The organism is Streptomyces sp. NRRL F-5650 (assembly GCF_000721365.1).
Classification (GTDB): Bacteria; Actinomycetota; Actinomycetes; order Streptomycetales; family Streptomycetaceae; genus Streptomyces; species Streptomyces ardesiacus.
In genome coordinates this window covers 119118-138230 of sequence record NZ_JOGV01000031.1, presented here as the reverse complement: position 1 = coordinate 138230, position 19113 = coordinate 119118, and the positions used below count along the sequence as shown (strand labels likewise).

13 protein-coding genes and 1 pseudogene are annotated in these 19113 nt (G+C 70.9%); 5 read left to right on the top strand and 9 right to left on the bottom strand.

The annotated features are described in order from the left end of the window. Positions 1-524: 524 nt before the first annotated feature. The gene (locus IG88_RS0124875) at positions 525-2399 is read right to left on the bottom strand and encodes an ATP-dependent nuclease (protein ID WP_031045331.1); all 1875 of its coding nucleotides are present in this window, start codon (positions 2397-2399) and stop codon (positions 525-527) included. A 321-nt stretch (positions 2400-2720) separates the two neighbouring features. On the opposite strand from IG88_RS0124875, the gene IG88_RS0124870 reads away from it, so the two are divergent. The 3 genes from IG88_RS0124870 to IG88_RS0124860 all read left to right on the top strand — a co-directional run bounded on the left by IG88_RS0124870 (position 2721) and on the right by IG88_RS0124860 (position 6078). Next, positions 2721-3605, top strand: a complete 885-nt coding sequence (locus IG88_RS0124870; protein ID WP_031045330.1) for a phosphorothioated DNA-binding restriction endonuclease — start codon at positions 2721-2723, stop codon at positions 3603-3605. Between the two features lie 134 nt (positions 3606-3739). Next, complete coding sequence (locus IG88_RS0124865; protein ID WP_031045329.1) at positions 3740-4849, top strand: ImmA/IrrE family metallo-endopeptidase; 1110 nt, start codon at positions 3740-3742, stop codon at positions 4847-4849. Between the two features lie 2 nt (positions 4850-4851). Beyond that, positions 4852-6078 (top strand): hypothetical protein, encoded by a 1227-nt coding sequence (locus tag IG88_RS0124860; RefSeq protein WP_158854019.1) that lies wholly within the window; start codon positions 4852-4854, stop codon positions 6076-6078. Here IG88_RS0124860 and IG88_RS0124855 read toward each other — a convergent pair. From IG88_RS0124855 to IG88_RS0124840, 4 genes are all read right to left on the bottom strand, one after another. Further along, positions 6048-6677: a hypothetical protein gene (locus IG88_RS0124855; protein WP_158854016.1), complete on the bottom strand. Its 630-nt coding sequence runs from the start codon at positions 6675-6677 to the stop codon at positions 6048-6050. The genes IG88_RS0124860 and IG88_RS0124855 overlap by 31 nt on opposite strands. 728 nt (positions 6678-7405) lie before the next feature. Next, complete coding sequence (locus tag IG88_RS0124850) at positions 7406-7891, bottom strand: rhodanese-like domain-containing protein (RefSeq protein WP_031045322.1); 486 nt, start codon at positions 7889-7891, stop codon at positions 7406-7408. Between the two features lie 172 nt (positions 7892-8063). Beyond that, positions 8064-9047 (bottom strand): helix-turn-helix domain-containing protein, encoded by a 984-nt coding sequence (locus IG88_RS0124845; RefSeq protein WP_031045319.1) that lies wholly within the window; start codon positions 9045-9047, stop codon positions 8064-8066. Positions 9048-9183: 136 nt separating this feature from the next. Beyond that, positions 9184-9831, bottom strand: coding sequence for a TetR/AcrR family transcriptional regulator (locus IG88_RS0124840; protein ID WP_031045315.1), 648 nt, complete (start codon positions 9829-9831; stop codon positions 9184-9186). 148 nt (positions 9832-9979) lie between these two features. Here IG88_RS0124840 and IG88_RS0124835 point away from each other — a divergent pair, with 148 nt between their 5' ends. Then, entirely contained in the window at positions 9980-10990 is a 1011-nt protein-coding gene (locus tag IG88_RS0124835; protein WP_031045312.1) for a hypothetical protein, read from the top strand. 82 nt (positions 10991-11072) lie between these two features. Here IG88_RS0124835 and IG88_RS0124830 read toward each other — a convergent pair whose 3' ends face one another. Both IG88_RS0124830 and IG88_RS38980 read right to left on the bottom strand, forming a co-directional pair. Next, positions 11073-11387 carry a DMT family transporter gene (locus IG88_RS0124830; RefSeq protein ID WP_031045308.1) on the bottom strand — a complete coding sequence of 105 codons (315 nt, stop codon included), beginning with the start codon at positions 11385-11387 and terminating at the stop codon, positions 11073-11075. 133 nt (positions 11388-11520) lie between these two features. Beyond that, positions 11521-12430 (bottom strand): annotated as a pseudogene (locus tag IG88_RS38980) (SDR family oxidoreductase). 177 nt (positions 12431-12607) lie between these two features. Between IG88_RS38980 and IG88_RS0124820 the strand changes: the two are divergent. Beyond that, the gene (locus IG88_RS0124820) at positions 12608-13123 is read left to right on the top strand and encodes a DUF4396 domain-containing protein (protein ID WP_031045303.1); all 516 of its coding nucleotides are present in this window, start codon (positions 12608-12610) and stop codon (positions 13121-13123) included. A 30-nt stretch (positions 13124-13153) separates the two neighbouring features. Here the strand turns inward: IG88_RS0124820 and IG88_RS0124815 are convergent, their stop codons facing one another. Both IG88_RS0124815 and IG88_RS0124810 read right to left on the bottom strand, forming a co-directional pair. Beyond that, positions 13154-13564, bottom strand: coding sequence for a four-helix bundle copper-binding protein (locus IG88_RS0124815; RefSeq protein WP_031045300.1), 411 nt, complete (start codon positions 13562-13564; stop codon positions 13154-13156). Between the two features lie 207 nt (positions 13565-13771). Beyond that, positions 13772-19066 (bottom strand): DNA repair ATPase, encoded by a 5295-nt coding sequence (locus tag IG88_RS0124810; protein ID WP_031045296.1) that lies wholly within the window; start codon positions 19064-19066, stop codon positions 13772-13774. Positions 19067-19113: the final 47 nt, after the last annotated feature.

Genomic DNA, 19113 nt, shown 5'->3' with positions numbered 1-19113 from the left:
TGTGTCAAGAAGAAGCCCAGGCCCCATCCGACGTCCGCTGCCTGGTGTTGAGCGCTACGCTGCCGACCTACCCGCTAGAAGGCTGGCCTTATTCGGACAGCGATCACCGCCGGTGTACGAAGGTAAGCGGACACAGGGTGCGATGCATCTGAGACCGAACGAGCGCTGCCAATGAGACGGAGATAACAGAATCGGTTCGGGTAGCCCGCCTATTTCATCCGGTTTAGCGTGGAATGTACCGCTCGTCGGCTAGGGGTGATGTCAGTGCCATAGGGAAGACTCTGGATGTGGGGGAGGGAGACTCATGACTGACCAGCAAAATGGCTCTGACCAGCGCATACCTGCTCCGAATGGCTGCCGATGGTGTGGGCTTGAGGCGCGGGAGCATGCGCAGCGCTGGAAGCCTCCGGTGGGCTGGCACAAGTGGGAACCGCCGACATTGGAACAGCGCAAGGAACGCATGCTCGCACGGCGGCGGCGGCGCCGCGGCGGTACCAGTGAGACCAGGTCAGCGCTACGCGCTCTTACCCTGCGGCCAGCTTTCTGATCTCGCCGAAGATCTCCCGCAGCTGTGCGGGCACCTGATCAGGGCTGGTGAGCGTGCTCACCAGCCCGAACATCATGTCGGGTTTGCCGCTGGGCCCGTTCGGGCTGTCATTGCGGAGCATGTTCAGCACTTCCTTACTGAACTTCTTGCCGCGCTGAGCGGTGAAGTCGTCCATGGTCCACGGCTCGCCGTCCTTCGGCCAGAGTTCGTTGGCGGTCGCGGCCCACAAATCGTCCGGGAACAGTTCCTCCAGCTCATTGAAGGCGTCCGGCTCGCCCACGAAACGGACAACGTCGCTGAAAGCACTGCCGAAAAACTGTTGGAGTCGGACTTCCTTGAAGAGCCCCTTGGGCAAGGTGCGGCTGTCGGCGTCCACCATGAGCATCACGGAGCGGCCATGCGCGACCAGATAGTGAGCGAGGTGCAGGGCCCCCTCATTGTTGAAGCACGCCCACAAGGCGATGCCGGCCGACTGGAGAGACTGGCCCTCAGACAGCCGGAACAGCATGGGGATCACCCGCTGTTCGGTGTCGCCCTCGACAGCCAGGAAGCAACGCTCATGCAGCAGAACGGAGTTTCGAAGACCGACCGCTGCGGCTATGCGCCCCAGGTGCACGTCGATGTCGTCGTGGGTGTCGGCCCCCAGCCGCTCGATCACCGTCCGTCCGCACTCCAGTCGGAGATGCACGACGTCGGCGATGTCGACACCGTCGATGAGGTTCATGGAGTGGGTGGCGACGATTACGTTCACATGGGGCAGTGCGCTCTGGTCACGGATGAGCTGCATGATCTTGCGCTGGTGCCCGTAGTCGAGGTGCGTGTCCGGCTCGTCGTAGATCACGATCGTCTGTACCGGAGGCGGGACATCTTCGGCGGTCTCAGGGTCAGTTGAGGAGTCGACGTCGGCGAACTCCTCGCGCGTGAGCAGCTGGCTGTTCCACTCCCAGATCGCCAGGGAGATTCGTCGTGCGCTACCTAGGCCGGAACGATCCAGGCCCACGGTCTCACCCTTCGTACGGGCGATTCGCAGCGGCGCACCCCGGAAACCGTGAGTGAACGAGACCACAGGCTCGACATCAACGTCTGTGAGGTCGTCGCAACGACTCTGAATGTGCTCGCACAGGGACCGGGCGTCGTCCTGAAGTCGCTCTTTGATCCCAGCCTCGATCGACTGCAACTGGCCCTCAAGCGTGGGGTCCGACATATGGGCCTGGTATCGGCCCATCAGCGCGGTCTTCACCGCAGCGTCGGGATCGGCCGACTTCCCGTCGAACGGCATCAGCCGGGGCATGCGGCGCTCCATCTCCTTCGGAGCAGGAACCCAGCCCGACGCGGAGGCGTGAGCCATGCCGTAACTGCAGAGGGCCGGCTCGATGTCGCCGCGTTTTGTGGACGACAGCTCAGGGAGCAACTGCTTGGCGAGGGCTCTCACCTCGTTGAGGGACAGCTTGGAAGGGTCACGCAGTCGTTCGTCGTCCGCGAGCGGCGCCCAGCATTCAAGGACGGGCCCTTCACCGTTGACAGCGCGTCGCCGTACGCGCAACTCCTCGGTCGGGAAGCCGAACGATTCCAACTCCCAAGAGTCGAGGATGAACTGCCCCTCCACCCACGTGGTCGAACACCGCAGGAGAGGCGCCGAGTCATCGACGTCCACGCCATCCGAAGCGTCGAGCTCGTACGTACGATCGTCCTCGGTCAACTGCTCATTGCCCACAAGGAAGGCCAGCGCGGCAAGCACCGCGCTCTTACCGCCGTCGTTCTGGCCGGCGAGGATGGTAGGTGTGCTGACCGGAATGTCACGGACGTCCTTGAGGGATCGGAATCCGCACACGGTGAAGCTGTGCAGGTGCACCGTTCTCAGCCGCTCCGTTCCCTAGCGCCTCGGGCAGACGCAAGCCACCAGGGGCGCCTCGCCCCAGACATTGACCTGGGCAACAGCCAACCCAGGCGCATCATCTTATGTCTTGTGGAGATAGCCTGTTGGCGCTGTGAGCGGATCTGACCGATTCAGACCGACACCGCACGAAGCCTGCCTGCCTCGGGCTCAATGTCACGGCTGACGGGGCCTTCATCGCCCCCGAACCGCATCACGCCGGCGTCCTGTTCACAGGCATGCAGCCGTCCTGAGCAGTGTCCACACGTGAGCGGGCCAGCCCGTCTACGATCAGCCGCCATGGACTGGCTGGAGCGGATCGCGAAGCTGAGGCAGTGGACCAGGAGCGGTGCCCGCGCTCCGCACAAGCCGCTGCTGCTTCTGTACGCCCTCGGCCGGTTCCAGGACGATGCCGACTGCAGCCTGCGATACACCGCGGTGGAACAGGACTTGCAGCGTCTGCTGACCGAGTACGGCCCACCCAACAAGACGACCCCCGCCTATCCCTTCCACCACCTGGTCAGCGACGGGGTGTGGGAAGTGCGCACCGATCGTGGTTCGGCAAGCCCTGGAAGCGGAATACGGGACCTCCGGGAGACGGGCGCCACCGGGCAGCTCGCGCCGGACTTGAGAGCGGCGCTGCGACGCGAACCGGACCTGCTCGGCAGAATGGCGCGATTGCTGCTCGACCTACACTTCCCACCCTCCCTGCACCGAGAACTGTGCGAAGCCGTCAGCCTGGAGCTGGCGGAGGCCGAGCAGCTCTCGGCCAGAAGCAGGCAGCGGGACCGGAGGATGCGGGAGCTGGTGCTGACCGCCTACGAGTACCGGTGCGCCTTCTGCGGATACGACGGCAGGATCGCCGCGATGCCCGTCGGACTGGAGGCCGCCCACGTCCGCTGGTGGGCGTTCGGCGGCCCCGACGACATCGAGAACGGGCTGTGCCTGTGCTCGCTGCACCACGTGCTCTTCGACAAGGGCGTCCTCGGCCTGGGAGACGACCAACGCATCCTGGTCTCACAACGCTTCGTCGGCCACAGCCCCGCCGCCCGCGACCACGTCATAGCCCTCGCGGGCCGCCCACTCATCGGCCCCCAGCCGGGTGCTCGCCCTGTTGCCGCAGTTCACTGCGACTGGCACGCCCGACAGGTCTTCCACGGCGAACCGCGCCCTGCCACTGCCTGAACGCTGCTGCGCCCACAATCAACTGTTCAGAGAGTGGCCCTCACTTGCAGCGCTGCTTTCATCATATGACGCCGAATCAGTCACGGAATATTTTGTGCTACTGTTTTGAGGTCTGATACGAGGTGGTGTCGTGTATGGCGATCACTGAGCTGCAGGCGCAGCCCGGGATGCTCGTGCTGGCGCGCGAGTCTCGCGGGCTGACGCAGGCTGAGGTCGCCGCGGCTATGACCAAGGCGTCGCCAGGCGGCGCCACGCCGGTTTCCCAGGGTTACGTAAGCCGAGCCGAGGCTGGTCGTCTCGTCGTCACACATGAGCGTCTTGAGCTGTACGCTGCCGCGCTTGGCTACCCTCCTGAGTTGCTGTGCCGGGATCCGCAGGTCAGCGGCATCGGGGTGGGCCTGGTCCACCACCGCAAGAAAGCAGCTCTGACTGCCTCCGCTCTGCGACGCGTGCACGCCCATGTGGCGCTCTCACGGATTCAGCTGAACGGCCTGGCGTCCGCAGCGGCATTGCCGCCAGTCTCACATCGCTTCTTCAGGGTCCCCCTGGATGACCTCACCACCCCGAAGGACGCTGCTCGGCGAGTCCGCAGGGAGTGGAGCGTGGCCCCCGGTCCGGTACCCGACATGGTCGCGGTGCTGGAGAATGCCGGCGCACTGGTGGTCACCCGCGACCTGGACAGCGACCTGTTGGACGCCGTAAGCCAGTGGGAAGCGGGCGGGCATCCTCTGCTCCTGGTCAACACCCGGGCACCGGGCGACCGACGTCGCTTCAGCATCGCGCACGAGCTGGGTCACCTGGTGATGCATGACGAGCCGGGCACAGGGTCCACGCAGGAGAAGCAGGCCGACGCCTTCGCTGCCGAGTTCTTGATGCCTGCCTCCGATATCCGGCAGGCGTTCTCCGGCGGCGTCGATCTGGCCAAGCTAACGGAGCTGAAGCGGGTTTGGGGTGTCTCCATGAGCGCGCTGCTGCGCCGCGCCCAAACGCTCAACGCCGTCAGCGAGTGGCAGTACCGCACCCTGATGATCGAGATGTCAGCGCTCGGCTACCGGACCGCAGAGCCTGTTGATGTCCTCCCTGAGCAGCCGCAGTGCCTCGTTGCCCTTGTCAACACCTTGCTGACCGACCGCCAGATGACTCTGGAGGATGCGGCTGCCTGCGCGCACCTGCTTCCTGAAGACTTCCAGCGCCTGTACGTCGAGGGCGCCGGTTCATCATCATTCCCGGCCTTCCGAAGGTGACCATGACCGACCGTTCCGCCCCGCTGCCTCGTCCGCGCTCCGATCTGACCGAGCCTCCCGACGCTGCGGGTGCGCCAGGCCGGCCGGACAGCCTGAACGGTCTACAGGGCCGCATGCTGATCCAGGTCAGCGCCGCCCGGCTCGGCTACGTCCAGGGGCAGGTCGACCCGGCACGCAGTGGGCTCATCCTGTGTGGCACCGACGCCGTGAAGAAGGCCGGCGCCCTGCGATACAGGGAGGGCTACGCAGCTCCGCTCCTGATCGACCCGGCGGTGTACGAGGTCAGCGCCGCGACCGAGGAGAACCCCTTCCCCTACGACGTCGAGCCCACGCTCTTCCTCGACGATCCCCTGGAACTGTCTCTGGCCGAGCAGCGGGACGCCGGAGCAACGCTCCCCATGACCCCCACCGGCTACATCAGGGCCGAGGACTCCGATGCCCTCCGGGCCGCCGTGACCCGTGTCCTGGAACTCGACGACCCAGAGGTGATCTTCGCCGCTCCGGTGGATGTCTCCTGGCTGCGCGACGAGGAATCGACCCGCCAGCTCATCGCCTACCTGCGGATGGTCAAGGGGCCGAAGGCCATCATGCTGGGCGGACAGATGGACCCCCTGGCGCGTTACGCCAAGGCCGTAAGCCATCTCAAGCAGGTCATCGAGGAAGTTCCCGGGGCTGCCCTGCTACGCACGGATCTCGCGGCATTCGGCGCGCTGGCCTTCGGTGCCGCCTTCACAGCCTTCGGCGCCAGCAGCCGCTACCGCCACGTCGTCGCCCCCGGCGAAAAGGCGCAGACCAACAAGAGCATCCCCGTCCAGTCACCGCACGTTCTCTTCCCCGACCTGATGGCCTTCTTCCTGGGTGAGACGATCGCCAAGCGTTACGGTGGCGCCGAAGCTCCAGTCTGCTTCTGCTCGGCCTGTGCCGGCAAGCTCGCACTGGACGCCTTCACAAGCAACCGCGGCGAGCTTCCTGCCGCAGCGGCGGCCCACAACGTCGCGGTCCTCATGGAGTGGCTGCGTGCCCTGACTTCGGTCAAGCCCGGCACAGCACGCCAGCAGTGGTGGTTCGACCGCTGCCGTAAAGCTCTCGATCAGTACGAGCTGATCAACACGTCCATCAGACAGCCGAAGGCGTTCAAGTCTCCGGCGCAGCTCGATCGATGGGCGTCGACCGCTCCCGAAACCGCCAAGACACCGGCTCAGACAGCCGCCGCCGAGCGTAGGCGCTGATACACATCCTCGACGAACCACCAGGCCGCAGCGGTGTGCCGGGGCGGCCTGTAGTCCTCCGGCTCCAGTACCAGCTCGACCTCGTCTCCAGAGGTGACGAACACGCCGATGCCGTAGAAGTCGGCCTCGACGAGGACCTCATCCAGTCGGGCTGGAAGACGGTCCAAGAGCATAGCCCGGCGGCAGAAGGGAGCAAATCGGCCCGCTCGCTCAAGGCCCTGGCGCCACCCGGAAGCGCGAACCACAGCAAAATCCACCTGCAGGGGCCGCACGGCACGTCGGGTGACCGTCTTCCGGTCTCGCTCCACCGCTCCCGACGGCAGCCCTCGCACCGCCCGCCGCGCCGGCGAGTCCAGCGATTGCAGCGGAACAGGAACGTCCACCGGGAGTGTCAGCAGGCACTCAAGATCGGGCAGCTTATCCACCCGGGCGGCGGAGACCTCCTCGCGCCGCGCATGCTCACCCTCGTTCAGACGGTAGAAGCACAGCGCCTCGGTCCCGAAGACAGAAACAGTTCGGGCCTGCCCGCCCGGCTCCAGCAAGGCGCGAGAAGCCTCCCGCACAGAACCGCCCGTCAGGGAACTCGCCAAGGTCACCATGGCCCCCACCCTGCCTCACTGGGATTCGGCCGCATGCAGCGGCCCCGCGTTCATCCAAGCCGTATGCGTACGGGTACACCTGCCAAACAGCTCAAGACGCCTCGCGGACACTGCCCGACTGGGATCCTTCTCCGCATCACTGCCCTCATCACGGCGCCCTAGGCGCGAAAGCTGGGCCTGAACGCGCCTCCCCAGCCACGTCCCCGGAGGGCACATCCAGGGCACATGAGCCTGGGAAACGGCGTTGACCCGTGAGAACTACCGAGACGAGTTCCCGCAGGTCAACGCACGTTTCACCGAGAATGCACAGGTCACAACCCCGCCCCTCCCATTCGCTGCACGAGTGGCAGGACTTCAGCCACCGGCTGCATGAGGCGGGGCATCAGCCGTACTGCCTTGTGTGGCCCTGAGCTCGGGTTTCGTGAGAGTCGGGCGGGGTCTTCGGGCCTCGCCCTTTTCGGTGACGGGGAGGGGCCGGCAGGCGCTGGGGCTCGCTTCCAGGCGTCGACGTGGAAGAGGCCGCGGTGGTACGCCCGGCCCATCTCGTCGGCGCACAGGAGCCGGAAGCGCTTGGCTCGCCGCCGGGCTTCACACGAGGCGACGTGACCGTCCGACCGTCCAGGGGGTCCGGCATCCCGGCGGCAGGGACGTCAGGGCGTGCCCGCAGTTCCCCGGCGGGGCTGCCGCGGTGGCCGGGCGGATGGCGCCGTCCGGCCGTGCGGTGTTCTTCAGCACGCGCAGGAGATGCCCGAGCGCGGGGCGGTCAGGTCGTCGACGGGGCGCTGCCCGACGCCCGTGGCGGAGTCGTAGGCGAAGCCCTCGCGTACCCAGTACTCGAAGCCGCCGAGCATTTCCTTGACCTGGTAGCCGAGGCGGGCGAAGGCCAGCGCGGCGCGGGTCGCGCCGTTGCAGCCGGGGCCCCAGCAGTAGGTGACCACGGTCTGGTCCGGGCCGATCAACTCTGGTGCCAGGTCGGCAATCCGTGCGGTGGGGATGTGGACGGCGCCGGGGATGTGGCCCTGGTCCCAGCCGACGGTGCTGCGGGTGTCGACCACCACGATGCCGGGTGCGCCGGATTCCAGGTCGGCGTGGACGTCGGAGACATCCGCCTCGAAGGCGAGACGGGCGGCGTAGTGGGCGGCGGCCTCGGCCGGGGCGGCGGCGGGCACGCTCAGGACGGCGCTGGTGGTCTCGGCGGAAGCGGTGGCGGGCATGGGACGAGTACCTCTCGATCTTGCCGGCCGGGGCGGCTCCGGTGAGCCTCGCTGGTTTCCCCGGCCGGCGACGACTCCATCCTCTGGTCCCCGGGCCCGCCCGACGAGTGGCGTAAACGCCTGGAGTCTTCAAGATTCCGCCAGTCGTTCCGGCAGACGTACGGGCCGGTCCTCATGGGTGCGCGGGGACACTGGTGAACGTCTTGCGGTAGGCCGTCGGGGTCGTACGCATCTGGCGGGTGAAGTGGTGCCGGTACGTCGCGGCGCTGTCGAAGCCGACCGCGGCGGAGACCTCGTCCACGGTGCCCTCGCCGGACTCGAGCAGCGGCAGGCTGGCCGCCACCCGCTGGGCGATGACCCAGCGCATGGGGCTCACGCCGTTGCGGCGGGTGAAGTGTCTCAAGTACGAGCGTTCCGACATGCGCGCAGCCCGGGCCAGGGCGGACACGGACAGCGGTGTGTGCAGGTGACGCCGCGCCCAGTTCATGCTCTGCGTGACGCCGTCGTCCTCGGGGGCGACGTCTCCCACCGCCGCCTCGATGAACTGGGCCTGTCCGCCCTCGCGGTGCGGTGGTACGACGAAGCGGCGCGCCACCGCGTTGGCGACGGCGGCACCGTGGTCGGCGCGGACGAGGTAGAGGCACAGGTCGATGCCGGCCGCGCTGCCCGCGCTGGTGAGGACGTCGCCGTTGTCGACGTACAGCACGTCGGGGTCGACCTCGATCCCGGGATGGCGTTCGGCGAGCGTGCGGGCATAGCGCCAGTGGGTGGTGGCGCGCCGGCCCTCCAGCAGGCCGGTCGCGGCCAGCGCAAAGGCGCCCGAGCAGATCGACACCAGGCGAGCCCCCCGCGCGTGGGCCCGCAGCAGCGCGTCCACCAAGGCGGGCGAGACCTCCGACCCGGCCTCGGCCACCCCCGGCACGATCACCGTGTCCGCCGCGGCCAGCGCATCGAGCCCGTGCTCGACGCGCACCGTGAACCCGCCGACCGCCCGCAGGTCACGGCCGGGTTCCTCGGCGCACACCCGCAGCTCGTACCAGGGCAGGTCTCCCAGCTCGGGCCGGGACAGGCCGAAGACCTCCACCACCACGCCCAGCTCGAAGGGGGCCATCCCGTCGAACGCCAGTACGGCCACCACGTGCGTCTTCTGCGCCATGGCTACATCTTAATGACCAGCAAGATCCAGCCAGAACGGCGCGGGCGGCGAGAAGGAACGGGAACAGGACAGGAACAGGAGCAGCTACCGGGCGCTGTCGGCAACTCACGCCCGCGACTCACGCCCGGGGTCGTGTTCACGCCCGGGGCCGTTGCTCCGCGGCGTCGAATGCGGGGGCCAGCGGGGCCAGTGCCGTGCGGAGGTGGCCGGACAGGGGGCCGGAGGGTACGACCAGGGGCCCGGCGGCGTCCGCGTTCCCGGCCGGCCGGAGCCAGGTTTCCAGGGCGATGCGGACCGCCGCGGCGACGCTTGCCGCGAGGACACGGGCCGTGTGCGCTCCGGGATCGTCCAGGCGTTCGGCGATCACCGCCGCGAGAGGGGGCTCGATGCCGGCGGTGGCGTCGAGGAAGGCGTCGCGCAGAGCGGGCCGGGCGGTGATCAGCAGCAGCGCCCCGTGTTCGCGCTCGCCGGTGTTCGTGTACTGCTCGACCACGGCCTCGGTCACGGCGTCGGCCAGGCGCACGTCCGCGGTCCGGGCCGCGACCGCCGCGGCGACGCGCGCCTCCCGGTCCGCGGTGACGGCGGAGACGATCGCCTGCTCGCGGCTGGCGAAGTAGTTGTTGTAGGTGCGCGGCGACACCCCTGCCGCTTCGGCGATGTCCTCGACCCGCACCCGGTCCGGCCCGTGTTCCACGGCCAGGCGGAGGGCCGCCGCGCGCAGCGCCTCGCGCGTCGCCTGCTTCTTCCGCTCCCGCAGACCCGGTGGTGGTGGTGTCGCCGTCACGGGGCCAGCGTTCCACACAGCAGTGCGCGTCCGCAAAATTGCGTGGAAGAAAAGTTGCGCGAACGAAAAGTTGCGTGCACGCATTTTTGGTGGCAGCCTCGGCCCGACCGAGACCGGCAGAGGAGACGTCGCCGTGCGAGCAAGAGGAATGACCTACGACACCGGGTTCGTCGTGCACGGCCGGACGTCCCGCGAGCACTTCGACCCCGCGGTGGTCCGGCGCGAGCTGGGCATCATCCGCGACGACCTGCACTGCAACGCGGTCCAGATCATCGGCGGGGATCCGGACCGGCTGGAGTCGGCCGCCGTCGCCGCCGCCGAACTCGGCCTGGAGGTCTGGTTCTCGCCGTATCCGCTGGAGCTGGATCCGGAGGAGATCCTCGCCCTTCTCGGCGACTGCGCCGCGCGGGCTGAGCGGCTCCGGCGGCAGGGGGCCGAGGTCGTGTTCGTCGCGGGCGTCGAACTGAGCGTGATGAACCGCGGGTTCCTGCCCGGAGCGAGCCCCGAGGAGCGCGTCGGGCGGTTGATGGGCCGGCCCGAGCGGCGGGCCGAGGCGATGCGCGAACTCGGCGTGCGCGTCAACGCGTTCCTCCGCGACGCCGTGGCCACGGTCCGCCGGCATTTCCAGGGCCGGCTCACCTACGCGTCCATCCAGTTCGAGCAGGTCGACTGGGCCCCCTTCGACATCGTGACGTTCGAGCTGCTCCGCTCCGCCGAGGTCGCCGACCGGTTCCGGGACGCGGTGCGCACCCTGGCCGGGGGCCCGAAACCGCTCGCCGTCACCGGGTTCGGCACCGCCGCCTACCGCGGCGCGGGGGACCGCGGCGGGCGGGTGCTGGACGTGGTCGAGCACGACCCGGAGACCAGGGTCCCGGTCCGACTCGACGGCGTGTACGAGCGCGATGAGGCGGGACAGGCCGCGTACCTGAGCGAACTGCTGGAGATCTTCGAGACCGAGGGCGTGGACAGCGCGTTCGTGTTCCTGTTCGCGCTGCCCGGTTATCCGCACCGTCCGGACGGCGACCCGCGGCACGACCTGGACCGGGCCGGGCTGGGCATCGTCGCACTCCTCGAAGGCAAACGGGGCCGGACCTACCCGGACATGGAGTGGGAACCCAAGGCCGCCTTCACGGCAGTGGCGCAGGTGTACCGGAGGTGAGCGGTCCGGCCTGCATCCGGTGACGCCGCCCCGGGCCGGGGGTGCGTGGCGGGTCAGCGTGTGCCGGACCCGGCCGCCCTGGTCAGTCCAGGAGCTTCAGGCCGATGACGCAGCCCACGATGCCCGCCAGCATGAGCAGCTTGAGCGCGGTCGCCGACTCGGCGCCGGTGAGCATGGCGTACGTGACCGTCAGCACGGCCCCGATGCCGACCCACACGGCGTAGCCGGTGCCCACCGGCAGGGTCCGCAGGGCGTAGGACAGGCCGAGCATGCTGGCGGCCAGGCCGGCGAGGAAGACCAGCGTCGGCGCGAGCCGGGAGAAGTTCTCGGACTTGCCGAGCGCCGTGGCCCACACGGCCTCCATGGCCCCGGAAACGATCAGAACGATCCATGCCATGGTCTTTCGCCTTCGGGTCTCGGGACGCCGGGCCCGGGGACGGCGGGTCCGGGGACGGCGGGTGCGGGGACGGCGAGTCGGCGGTCGGCTGGTCGGCGGCCGGCGGTCGGCGGTCGGCGGTCGGCCGGGCCGGTCAGTGCGTGGTGGTGATGCCGCCCGTGACGGCGACGATCTCGCCGACGGTGACTGGAGTCGGCGTCGGAGGCCAGGTACACATACACCGGCGCGATCTCCTCGGGCTGGGCGACGCGCCCGAGCGGGCCCTCGGTGCCCAGGTGGGCGAGACCTTCCTGCGGCATGTCGGGGTCGGCGACGTTCAACACCGTCCAGGTGGGGCCGGGCGCGACCACGTTCGCGCGGATGCCGTCCTTGGCGAGGTGCACGGCGATCGACTGGGTGAAGTTGACCAGCGCCGCCTTGGACGCCGCGTAGTCGATCATGGTGTCGCTGCCCCTGAGCGCTTCCTCCGAGGCGGTGGCGATGATCGCGTCACCCTCCCCGAGGTGCGGGCGCGCGGCCTGCACCAGGTGGTAGTAGGCGTACACGTTGACCTTGAAGGACCGGTCCCAGTCCTCGAAGCTGAGCTGCGAGAGGTCGGTCTGGCTGTTCAGGTGGGCCGCGTTGTTCACCAGGATGTTCAGGCCGCCCAGCTCACGCACGGTCCGCTCGACGGCCTCCCGGCAGAAGGCGCCGTCGCTCAGGTCGCCGGGCAGGAGCAGGCACTTGCCTCCCGCCGCCCGTACCGCGTCCCGGGTCTCCTCGGCGTCCGGCTGCTCCTCGGGCAGGTACACGATGGCCACGTCCGCACCCTCGCGTGCATAAAGAAGCGCGACGGCGCGGCCGATGCCCGAGTCGCCCCCGGTGATGAGCGCGACCTTGCCGCGGAGCTTGTCCGCCGCACGGTAGTGCTTCGCCTCGTAGCGCGGCCGTGGGCGCATGTCGCGCTCCAGCCCCGGGGCCTGCTGCCGCTGCTTGGGATAGGGCGGTTTCGGCTCGGCGTCGATCTGCGGGCCGACGCCTTCCGTCCTGCCGTGGTCGTGCATGTCGGTGAGCCTCCCTGCGGACGTGCGTCACGTTGCGCCTCAGGTATCCCAGGAAGGCCCCGGTGAAAACCCGCGCCCGCCGGCCGTTCCGTCCCGCCGCGCGTCCACCCCGTCCACGGAAACCCCGTCCATGGAAACCCTGGGCGCTATACCCCTGGGGGGTATACAGTGAGGGTCATGGACCACAGCACGCACCACTCGGGCACCGGGCACCACCCCACCGACCCCGCGGGCGACGGACACGGCCACCACGCCCACGGCGCCACCTGGGCGACCGCGATGCGGGCGACGCTGCACTGCCTCACCGGGTGTGCCGTCGGCGAGATCCTCGGCATGGTCGTCGGTACCGCGCTGATGTGGGGCAACGTGCCGACCATGGTGCTGGCCATCGCCCTGGCCTTCGTCTTCGGCTACTCCTTCACGCTGTTCGCGGTGGTGCGTGCCGGGGTGTCCATGAAGGCCGCCCTGAAGGTGGCGCTGGCCGCCGACACCGTCTCCATCGCCGTGATGGAGCTGATCGACAACGGCATCGTCGCCCTCGTACCGGGCGCGCTGGACGCGCACCTGTCGGACGGGCTGTTCTGGTACGCCCTCCTGGGCGGCCTCGCCCTGGCGTTCGTGATCACGACGCCGGTCAACAAGTGGATGATCGGCCGCGGCAAGGGCCACGCCGTCGTGCACGCCTACCACTGACCGCCCGCGGCACGGACTTGCCCGCCGGCCTCAGCCCAGGCCCGCGAGCAGTTCGTCGCACGCCCGCACGCAGCTTCGGCACGCCTCGGCGCAGACCCGGCAGTGCTCGTGCATGCCGGCGTGGCGGCCGCACTCGTCGGCACAGGCGCGGCACACGGTCGCGCAGGCCTGCAGCACGGCGCGTGTGACGTTGGCGTCGTAACCCGTGTGCCGGGACAGGACCGAGGCCGTGGCGTGGCAGACGTCGGCGCAGTCCATGTCGGTGCGGATGCACTTGGTCAGATCGGCGACCGTCTCCTCCGACAGGCAGGCGTCGGCACACGCGGTGCACGCCTGGGCGCACCTGAGGCACTCCTCGATGCAGGTGGCCATGGCGTCCCGGTCCACACCGCCCAGGTCGGCGGGGTAGGTACGGAGTAGGTCGTTCACGGTGGTCGTCATGGTGGCCGCTCCTCTTCGGCTGTTCTCCGCTGGTCTTCCGCTGGTTCCGCTGTGCGCCTTGCGTCGGTGTCTGCGTCGGTGTCTGCCGGGTTTCACCGCGCGGCGCAGGGCAAACCGCCGCCGGTGCCCTGTCGGGCAGGAGGACGGCGCGGGCCGCCTGCCCCCGGTCGTTCTCGGGCCGGGCCCCGCCACGCCCGGTGGACGGCGTCACCGCCCCGTTCCGTCCGCCAAGTGCCGGGCGTGGGGGTTGGCCAGCAGGTGGCGGGGGTCTGCGGCGCGGGTGATGGCGGACTCCACGGCGGCAATGCGGTCCGCGAGCAGCCCCAGGGCGGCGACGGCACGGACCACCGGATCGTCGTCGGCGCCGCCGAGGGTGCGGGCGCGGACGTGCGCGGCGCGCACCTCGGCCCAGCGGTCGGCCTGCTCCGCGGTGAGCGTGCCGCGCAGCTCGGCGAGCTTGAGGAGGTTGGCCTCGGCCCCGTGGGTGAGGGTCTGCGCCTCGGCGGTGTAGTGGTCGTCGAGGACGGCGGCGCGTTCGGCGTCGTTCATGACGGGGCGGATGCGCTGGGCGATCTTGTTCATGTTGCGGTAGGAGCCCTGGAGCCGGAAGGCAGGTTCCGTGCGGGTGTCGTCCGACTGGGCCGCGGAGGCGATGTAGGCGGCGTTGACGGCGAGCACGGTCTCGCGGACGGCCACGAGGTGGCGCAGGACGGACTGGATCCGCTCCAGCTCGGCCGGCGGGTAGGCGTGGCCGAGGCGGTCGGCGCGGGCGGTGGGGTCGCCGGCGGCGAGGCGGACGAGCAGCTCCAGGTCGGCGCGGTCGCGGCCGGCGAGCGGGGCCAGGACCGGGTTCGCGGTGAGCGCGTTCTCCAGGAAGCTCAGCGCGAAGGCCTCCTCCTTGCCGGTCAGGACGTCGCCCAGGTTCCACACGTCGGCCCGGTTGGCGAGCATGTCCGGGACCTGGAAACGGGCACCGGACTCGGTGTAGGGGTTGCCGGCCATGCAGACGGCGAAGCGCTTGCCGCGCAGGTCGTAGGTGCGGGGGCGGCCGTCCCACACGCCGTCCACGCGGCGGGTGGCGTCGCACAGCGGGATGAACTTCTGCAGGAGCTCGGGCGACGTGTGCTGGATGTCGTCCAGGTAGAGCAGGGTGTTGTTCGCGGACGCCAGCGCGAAGTTGACCTTCTCGATCTCCTGGCGGGCGGTGGCGTTGGGGGCGTCGGCCGGGTCGAGCGAGGTGACGGTGTGGCCGAGCGCGGGGCCGCTGACCTTCACCAGCATCAGGCCGAGGCGCTCGGCGACGTACTCGACCAGCGTCGTCTTGCCGTAGCCGGGCGGGGAGAGGAGCAGCAGGAGGCCGCCGGTGTCGGTGCGCTTGCCGTCGCCGGTGGTGCCGAGCTGCTTGGCCAGGCTGTCGCCGACGAGCGGGAGGTAGACCTCGTCCACGAGCCGGTTGCGGACGAAGGCCGACATCACGCGCGGGCGGTGGTCGTCCAGGCGCAGGCGCTCGCGTTCGGCGTCCACCAGGTGGGTGCGGTGCCGCTGGTAGGCGCGGAACGCGGGGACGTCCTCGGCGGCGAAGCGGGCGGTGCGGGCGAGGAACTCGTCCAGGCGCAGCGGCAGCCGTCCGCCCGTGATGCGCGGGTGGGTGCCGAGCAGACCCTCCGCGGTGGCCGTGGGCGGGTTGTCCCCGTCGTAGCGGGACAGGTCCGGGCAGAGCTCGGCGGCGACCGCCTCGGCCAGGTCGCCGGGGGTGAGGTCGGTGCCGGAGGCGGCGGCGTACGACGAGATCCACGCCTCGGCGAGCTGCCCGCGGGCGGCCAGGTCGTCGAGCGCGGCCAGGTCCTCGTCGTAGGCCGGGGTGCCGACGGTGCGGCGGAACTTGTCCAGGAGCGTGCGGGTGGCCGCGCCGAGGACGAAGCCGTCGGGGGCGCTGGTCAGTTCGTGGAAGAGGTAGGCGGCGGCCGCGCGAGCGTTCCCGGCGGCCTCGGCGGCCTCGGTGAAGCCTCCCGTCGAGCGGGCCGGGCCTCCAGCGGCGGAACGGGCCGGGCCCGCCGCCCGACCGACGGCTCCCCCGACGGCCCCGGCGGCTCCCCCGGCGGCGAAGCCGCCCGCCCCCGCGGCCGTGCCGGCCACGCCCGCCGTCGTGACGGCCGTGCCCGTCGCCGGACCGCCGCCCCCGCCCGCCGGTCCCGGCGTCGCTGCCGCCGGGCCGCCGCCCGTCGAGGTGGCCGCCGCCGTGCGCGCGAGGCCGGTCGCGGTGGCCGCACGGCCGGGCGCGGTCGCCCCCGGCCCCCGGCCCGTGCGCGTCCACGCGCCCATGGCCGCCGCGAGTTCCGCCTCCAGGTCCGCGATCGCACCGGAGAGGCCGAAGGTGTCCCGGGCACGGGCCAGGGAGCGGGCGCGCCGGGTCCACGCCTCGCGGGCCTCCGGGGTGGTGCCGTGGGCCCAGAAGAGCTGGGCGGCGGCCCGGGCGGCGGGCTCGTGGACGAGCGTCCCGGCGCTCTCGTACAGGGGCAGCAGCGCGCTCAGGACGACCGTGGCGTCGTGGTCGTGCACGCCCCGCTCGTAGCCCTCGTCGTACGCCTCCTGCGCGGCCTCGCGGACGAGGGCGGGCAGGTCGTCGGCGGCGGCGAGGGCGCTCGCGCCGTGCTCGCGGAGCAGGCGGGCGGCGAGGTGCTCGGCGCGGTAGACGCCGGGGGACTCCGAGGGCAGGGTGCGGTCCCAGTAGGGGCGCGTGGCCGCGAAGGCCGGGTCGGTGACCGGCGAGCGGTAGTCGGTGCCGGTGAGGGCGAAGGCGAGTCCGTCGCCGTCGGGGACGAGGGTGAGGTCCAGCGGCTGGGTGTTGACGGCGAAGCGGTGGGCGCCCAGGCGCAGGGTGCGGCCGTCGTCGGCGTACAGGTCGGTGCGGTCGCGCAGGGCGCGGGCGGCCTCCTGGCGGGCCGACTTGAGGCGCCCGTCCAGTTCCTCCGCGCGGACGGTGTCGCCGAGGGCGCGCAGTTCGTCGGCGGTGCGGCGGACCTTGGCCGGCATCGGGTCGGAGGCGAAGTAGGTGCTGACCGCGTCGGCGTCGGCGAGCGTGGCGCACCTTCGGGTGATCGTCTCCAGGATGCGGGCGGCGGAGGCGGCGAGCTGCTCGGCACGGCGGGCGCGGGTGTCGGAGAGGGCCTGCTTGCGGGCGGCGAGCGCGTCGTAGATCTCGGTGCGCTTGTCGGCGAGTTCGGTCAGGAAGCCGTCGAACTCCGCGAAGCGGGACTCCAGGTCCTCCAGGCGGGCCAGCAGCCGCGCCAGTTGGTCGTCGCAGCGCTCGGGGGTGTCGGCGGCGGCGAGCGCGGCGGTGACCGCCTGGCCGAGCAGGGCCGTCTCGGCGGTGAACTCGGCGCGGCCCTCGTGGTCGAGGAGGGCACGGCGGCGGGCTTCGAGGGTGGCGCGGGCGCGGTTGACGCCGCCCAGGACACCGGCGACGCGCTCCAGCAGGGCGGTGCGGACGGTGGCGTCGCCCATGTCGAGTTCGGCGACGACGTCGGTGACCGTGCGCAGCCCGTCGGCGAGTTCGTCCAGCCGGGCGGCGACGGGCTCGGCCTCGGCGACGGTGGCGATGGCCTCCGCGTCGGCGACGAGCCGTTCGACGTCCTCGCGCTGGGCGTCGAAGGCGTCCTCGCGGGCGAGGAAGGCGACGGCCCGCCGCCCGAGGCCGGCGAGGGACTCCTCGGCCTCCTCGGCGAGGGCGTCGATGCCGGGGACGTCGGCGTAGCGCATCTCCTTGACGTTCAGCAGGTGCCCGTGGGCGTGCCGCAGCTCGGTCAGGCCCCGCACCCAGGCGGCGGCCTCCTTGGGCGCCTCGCCGCGCAGCCGCCGCACCACCGCGGCGATCCGCTCGGCGGCCTCGTCGCGGGCCTCGGCCGCCCGCCGGGTCAGGTCCCGCACCGTCTCGAACTCGGCCAGCACCTGCTCGGCCGTCTCCCGTACGGCGGCCAGCGCCCCGGCCAGGTCGCCCAGGTCCGCCTCGTCCAGCCAGTGGTGGGCGTCGGCGGCGCGCACGCAGGACGCGGCGAGCGCCTGGTAGCCCTCGGCGGTGGTGATGCCCTCGCCGACCGCGGAGGCGACCGACAGGCAGGCGGAGATGCCGCGCACGAGGTCGGCGTTGCCGACGCGGGCCAGCGGGCCGCTGCCCGTGGGCGTGGCCGCGGCGACGGTGTCGGAGAGGTACGGCGAGTGCCACAGCTGCACCGGGTGCACCTGGGCCGGTTCGTCGCCGTCCGCGCGCAGCACCGCGAAGGTGCCGTCCCCGGACAGGGCCCAGCCCCGGCAGGGCAGCGGGTTGGCGACCTCCTTGCGGATGGTGTTGTACGACAGCAGCAGCCGTCGGCTCTCGCCGCGCGCGTGGAAGGCGTACAGCACGTCCTCGCCGTTGGGCGAGCGCACCTCCCGCTCGAACTCCAGGCCGTCCGCGTCGAGTTCGTACGTCTTGTGGGCGCCCGTGGCCAGGCAGTAGCCGCCGGGGAAGACGATGCCCTGGTCGTCGGGCAGACGGCGGCAGGCCGCGCCGATGCCGTCCAGGCGGACCACCGACTTGGTGAGGGTGTTGAAGACCAGGTGGCGGTCGGTGTCCTCCTTGTAGGGGCGCACGCGCAGCAGGATCAGGGCGCCGACCCGGGCGTGGGCGATGTCCGCGTCGGCCAGGGACTGGAGGGGTTCGTCGACGGGCTCGGAGTGGATGCCGTCGGCCGTCTCGGTGTCGTCCTCCAGCTTGACGGTGAGGGAGCCGCCCACCGCGCTGACGTAGAACTCGCCGCGCACGGACACGTGCGGGTGCCGGCCGAGGACGTGGTCCTCGCGGGTGGCCGCGGTCCACTCGAAGTCGTGGGCCGGGGGGAACACGTCGTCGCGTTCGCCCCGCGCGTCCAGGAAGGCGGTCCGCCCGTCCTCGGTGAGTTCCCAGCGCAGGACGCGGATGTCGTCGGCCTTCTCGCCGGTGCGGAAGACGGCCAGCAGCCGTCCGTCCACGGGGCGCAGCCGCAGCAGCCGGGCCTGCCGGTAGTAGCGGTGCAGGTCGGTGAACTCCCGCACGAAGGCCGGGTCGTCGAGCAGACCGGGCACGGCCGGCTCGGGCAGCGGGTTCAGGTCGCGGTCGTACAGGGTGAAGACGTCGGCCACGGAGACCCGGTCGCGCCGGCCCGGGCGGCCGGTGGAGCCGAGCAGCAGGGCGTCGCCGACGGCGGCGATGTCGCAGGGCACGACCGGGTGCTCGGTGCGCAGCCGCTCGGTGGAGGCCAGTTCGAGCCGGGCCGACCCGAACTCCTCGATGCGGCGGGCGTTGAGGAGTTCGGCCCGGTGGGCGAGGTCGGCGGACTGCGCGGCGAGGCGGTCGCGCAGCACCTCGTACGCGCCGGCGTCGGCGGTGTCGTGCGCGCCCCCCGCCGTGGTCGCCGTGTCCGGCGTGCCCGGCGTGCCCGGCGTGCCCGTCGTGCTGGTCGTAGCCGTCTCCGCAGCGGTGGCCATGAGCGGTTGGTCCCTTCCAGGATGCGAGGGGTGCCGAAGCCGCCGAC

Bases quoted from the DNA above. Each gene is read 5' to 3' on its own strand.
- IG88_RS0124870 (WP_031045330.1), top strand. From the start codon at position 2,721: ATGGACTGGCTGGAGCGGATCGCGAAGCTGAGGCAGTGGACCAGGAGC.
- IG88_RS0124865 (WP_031045329.1), top strand. From the start codon at position 3,740: ATGGCGATCACTGAGCTGCAGGCGCAGCCCGGGATGCTCGTGCTGGCG.
- IG88_RS0124860 (WP_158854019.1), top strand. From the start codon at position 4,852: ATGACCGACCGTTCCGCCCCGCTGCCTCGTCCGCGCTCCGATCTGACC.
- IG88_RS0124855 (WP_158854016.1), bottom strand. From the start codon at position 6,677: ATGGTGACCTTGGCGAGTTCCCTGACGGGCGGTTCTGTGCGGGAGGCT.
- IG88_RS0124850 (WP_031045322.1), bottom strand. From the start codon at position 7,891: ATGCCCGCCACCGCTTCCGCCGAGACCACCAGCGCCGTCCTGAGCGTG.
- IG88_RS0124845 (WP_031045319.1), bottom strand. From the start codon at position 9,047: ATGGCGCAGAAGACGCACGTGGTGGCCGTACTGGCGTTCGACGGGATG.
- IG88_RS0124835 (WP_031045312.1), top strand. From the start codon at position 9,980: ATGACCTACGACACCGGGTTCGTCGTGCACGGCCGGACGTCCCGCGAG.
- IG88_RS0124830 (WP_031045308.1), bottom strand. From the start codon at position 11,387: ATGGCATGGATCGTTCTGATCGTTTCCGGGGCCATGGAGGCCGTGTGG.
- IG88_RS0124820 (WP_031045303.1), top strand. From the start codon at position 12,608: ATGGACCACAGCACGCACCACTCGGGCACCGGGCACCACCCCACCGAC.
- IG88_RS0124815 (WP_031045300.1), bottom strand. From the start codon at position 13,564: ATGACGACCACCGTGAACGACCTACTCCGTACCTACCCCGCCGACCTG.
- IG88_RS0124810 (WP_031045296.1), bottom strand. From the start codon at position 19,066: ATGGCCACCGCTGCGGAGACGGCTACGACCAGCACGACGGGCACGCCG.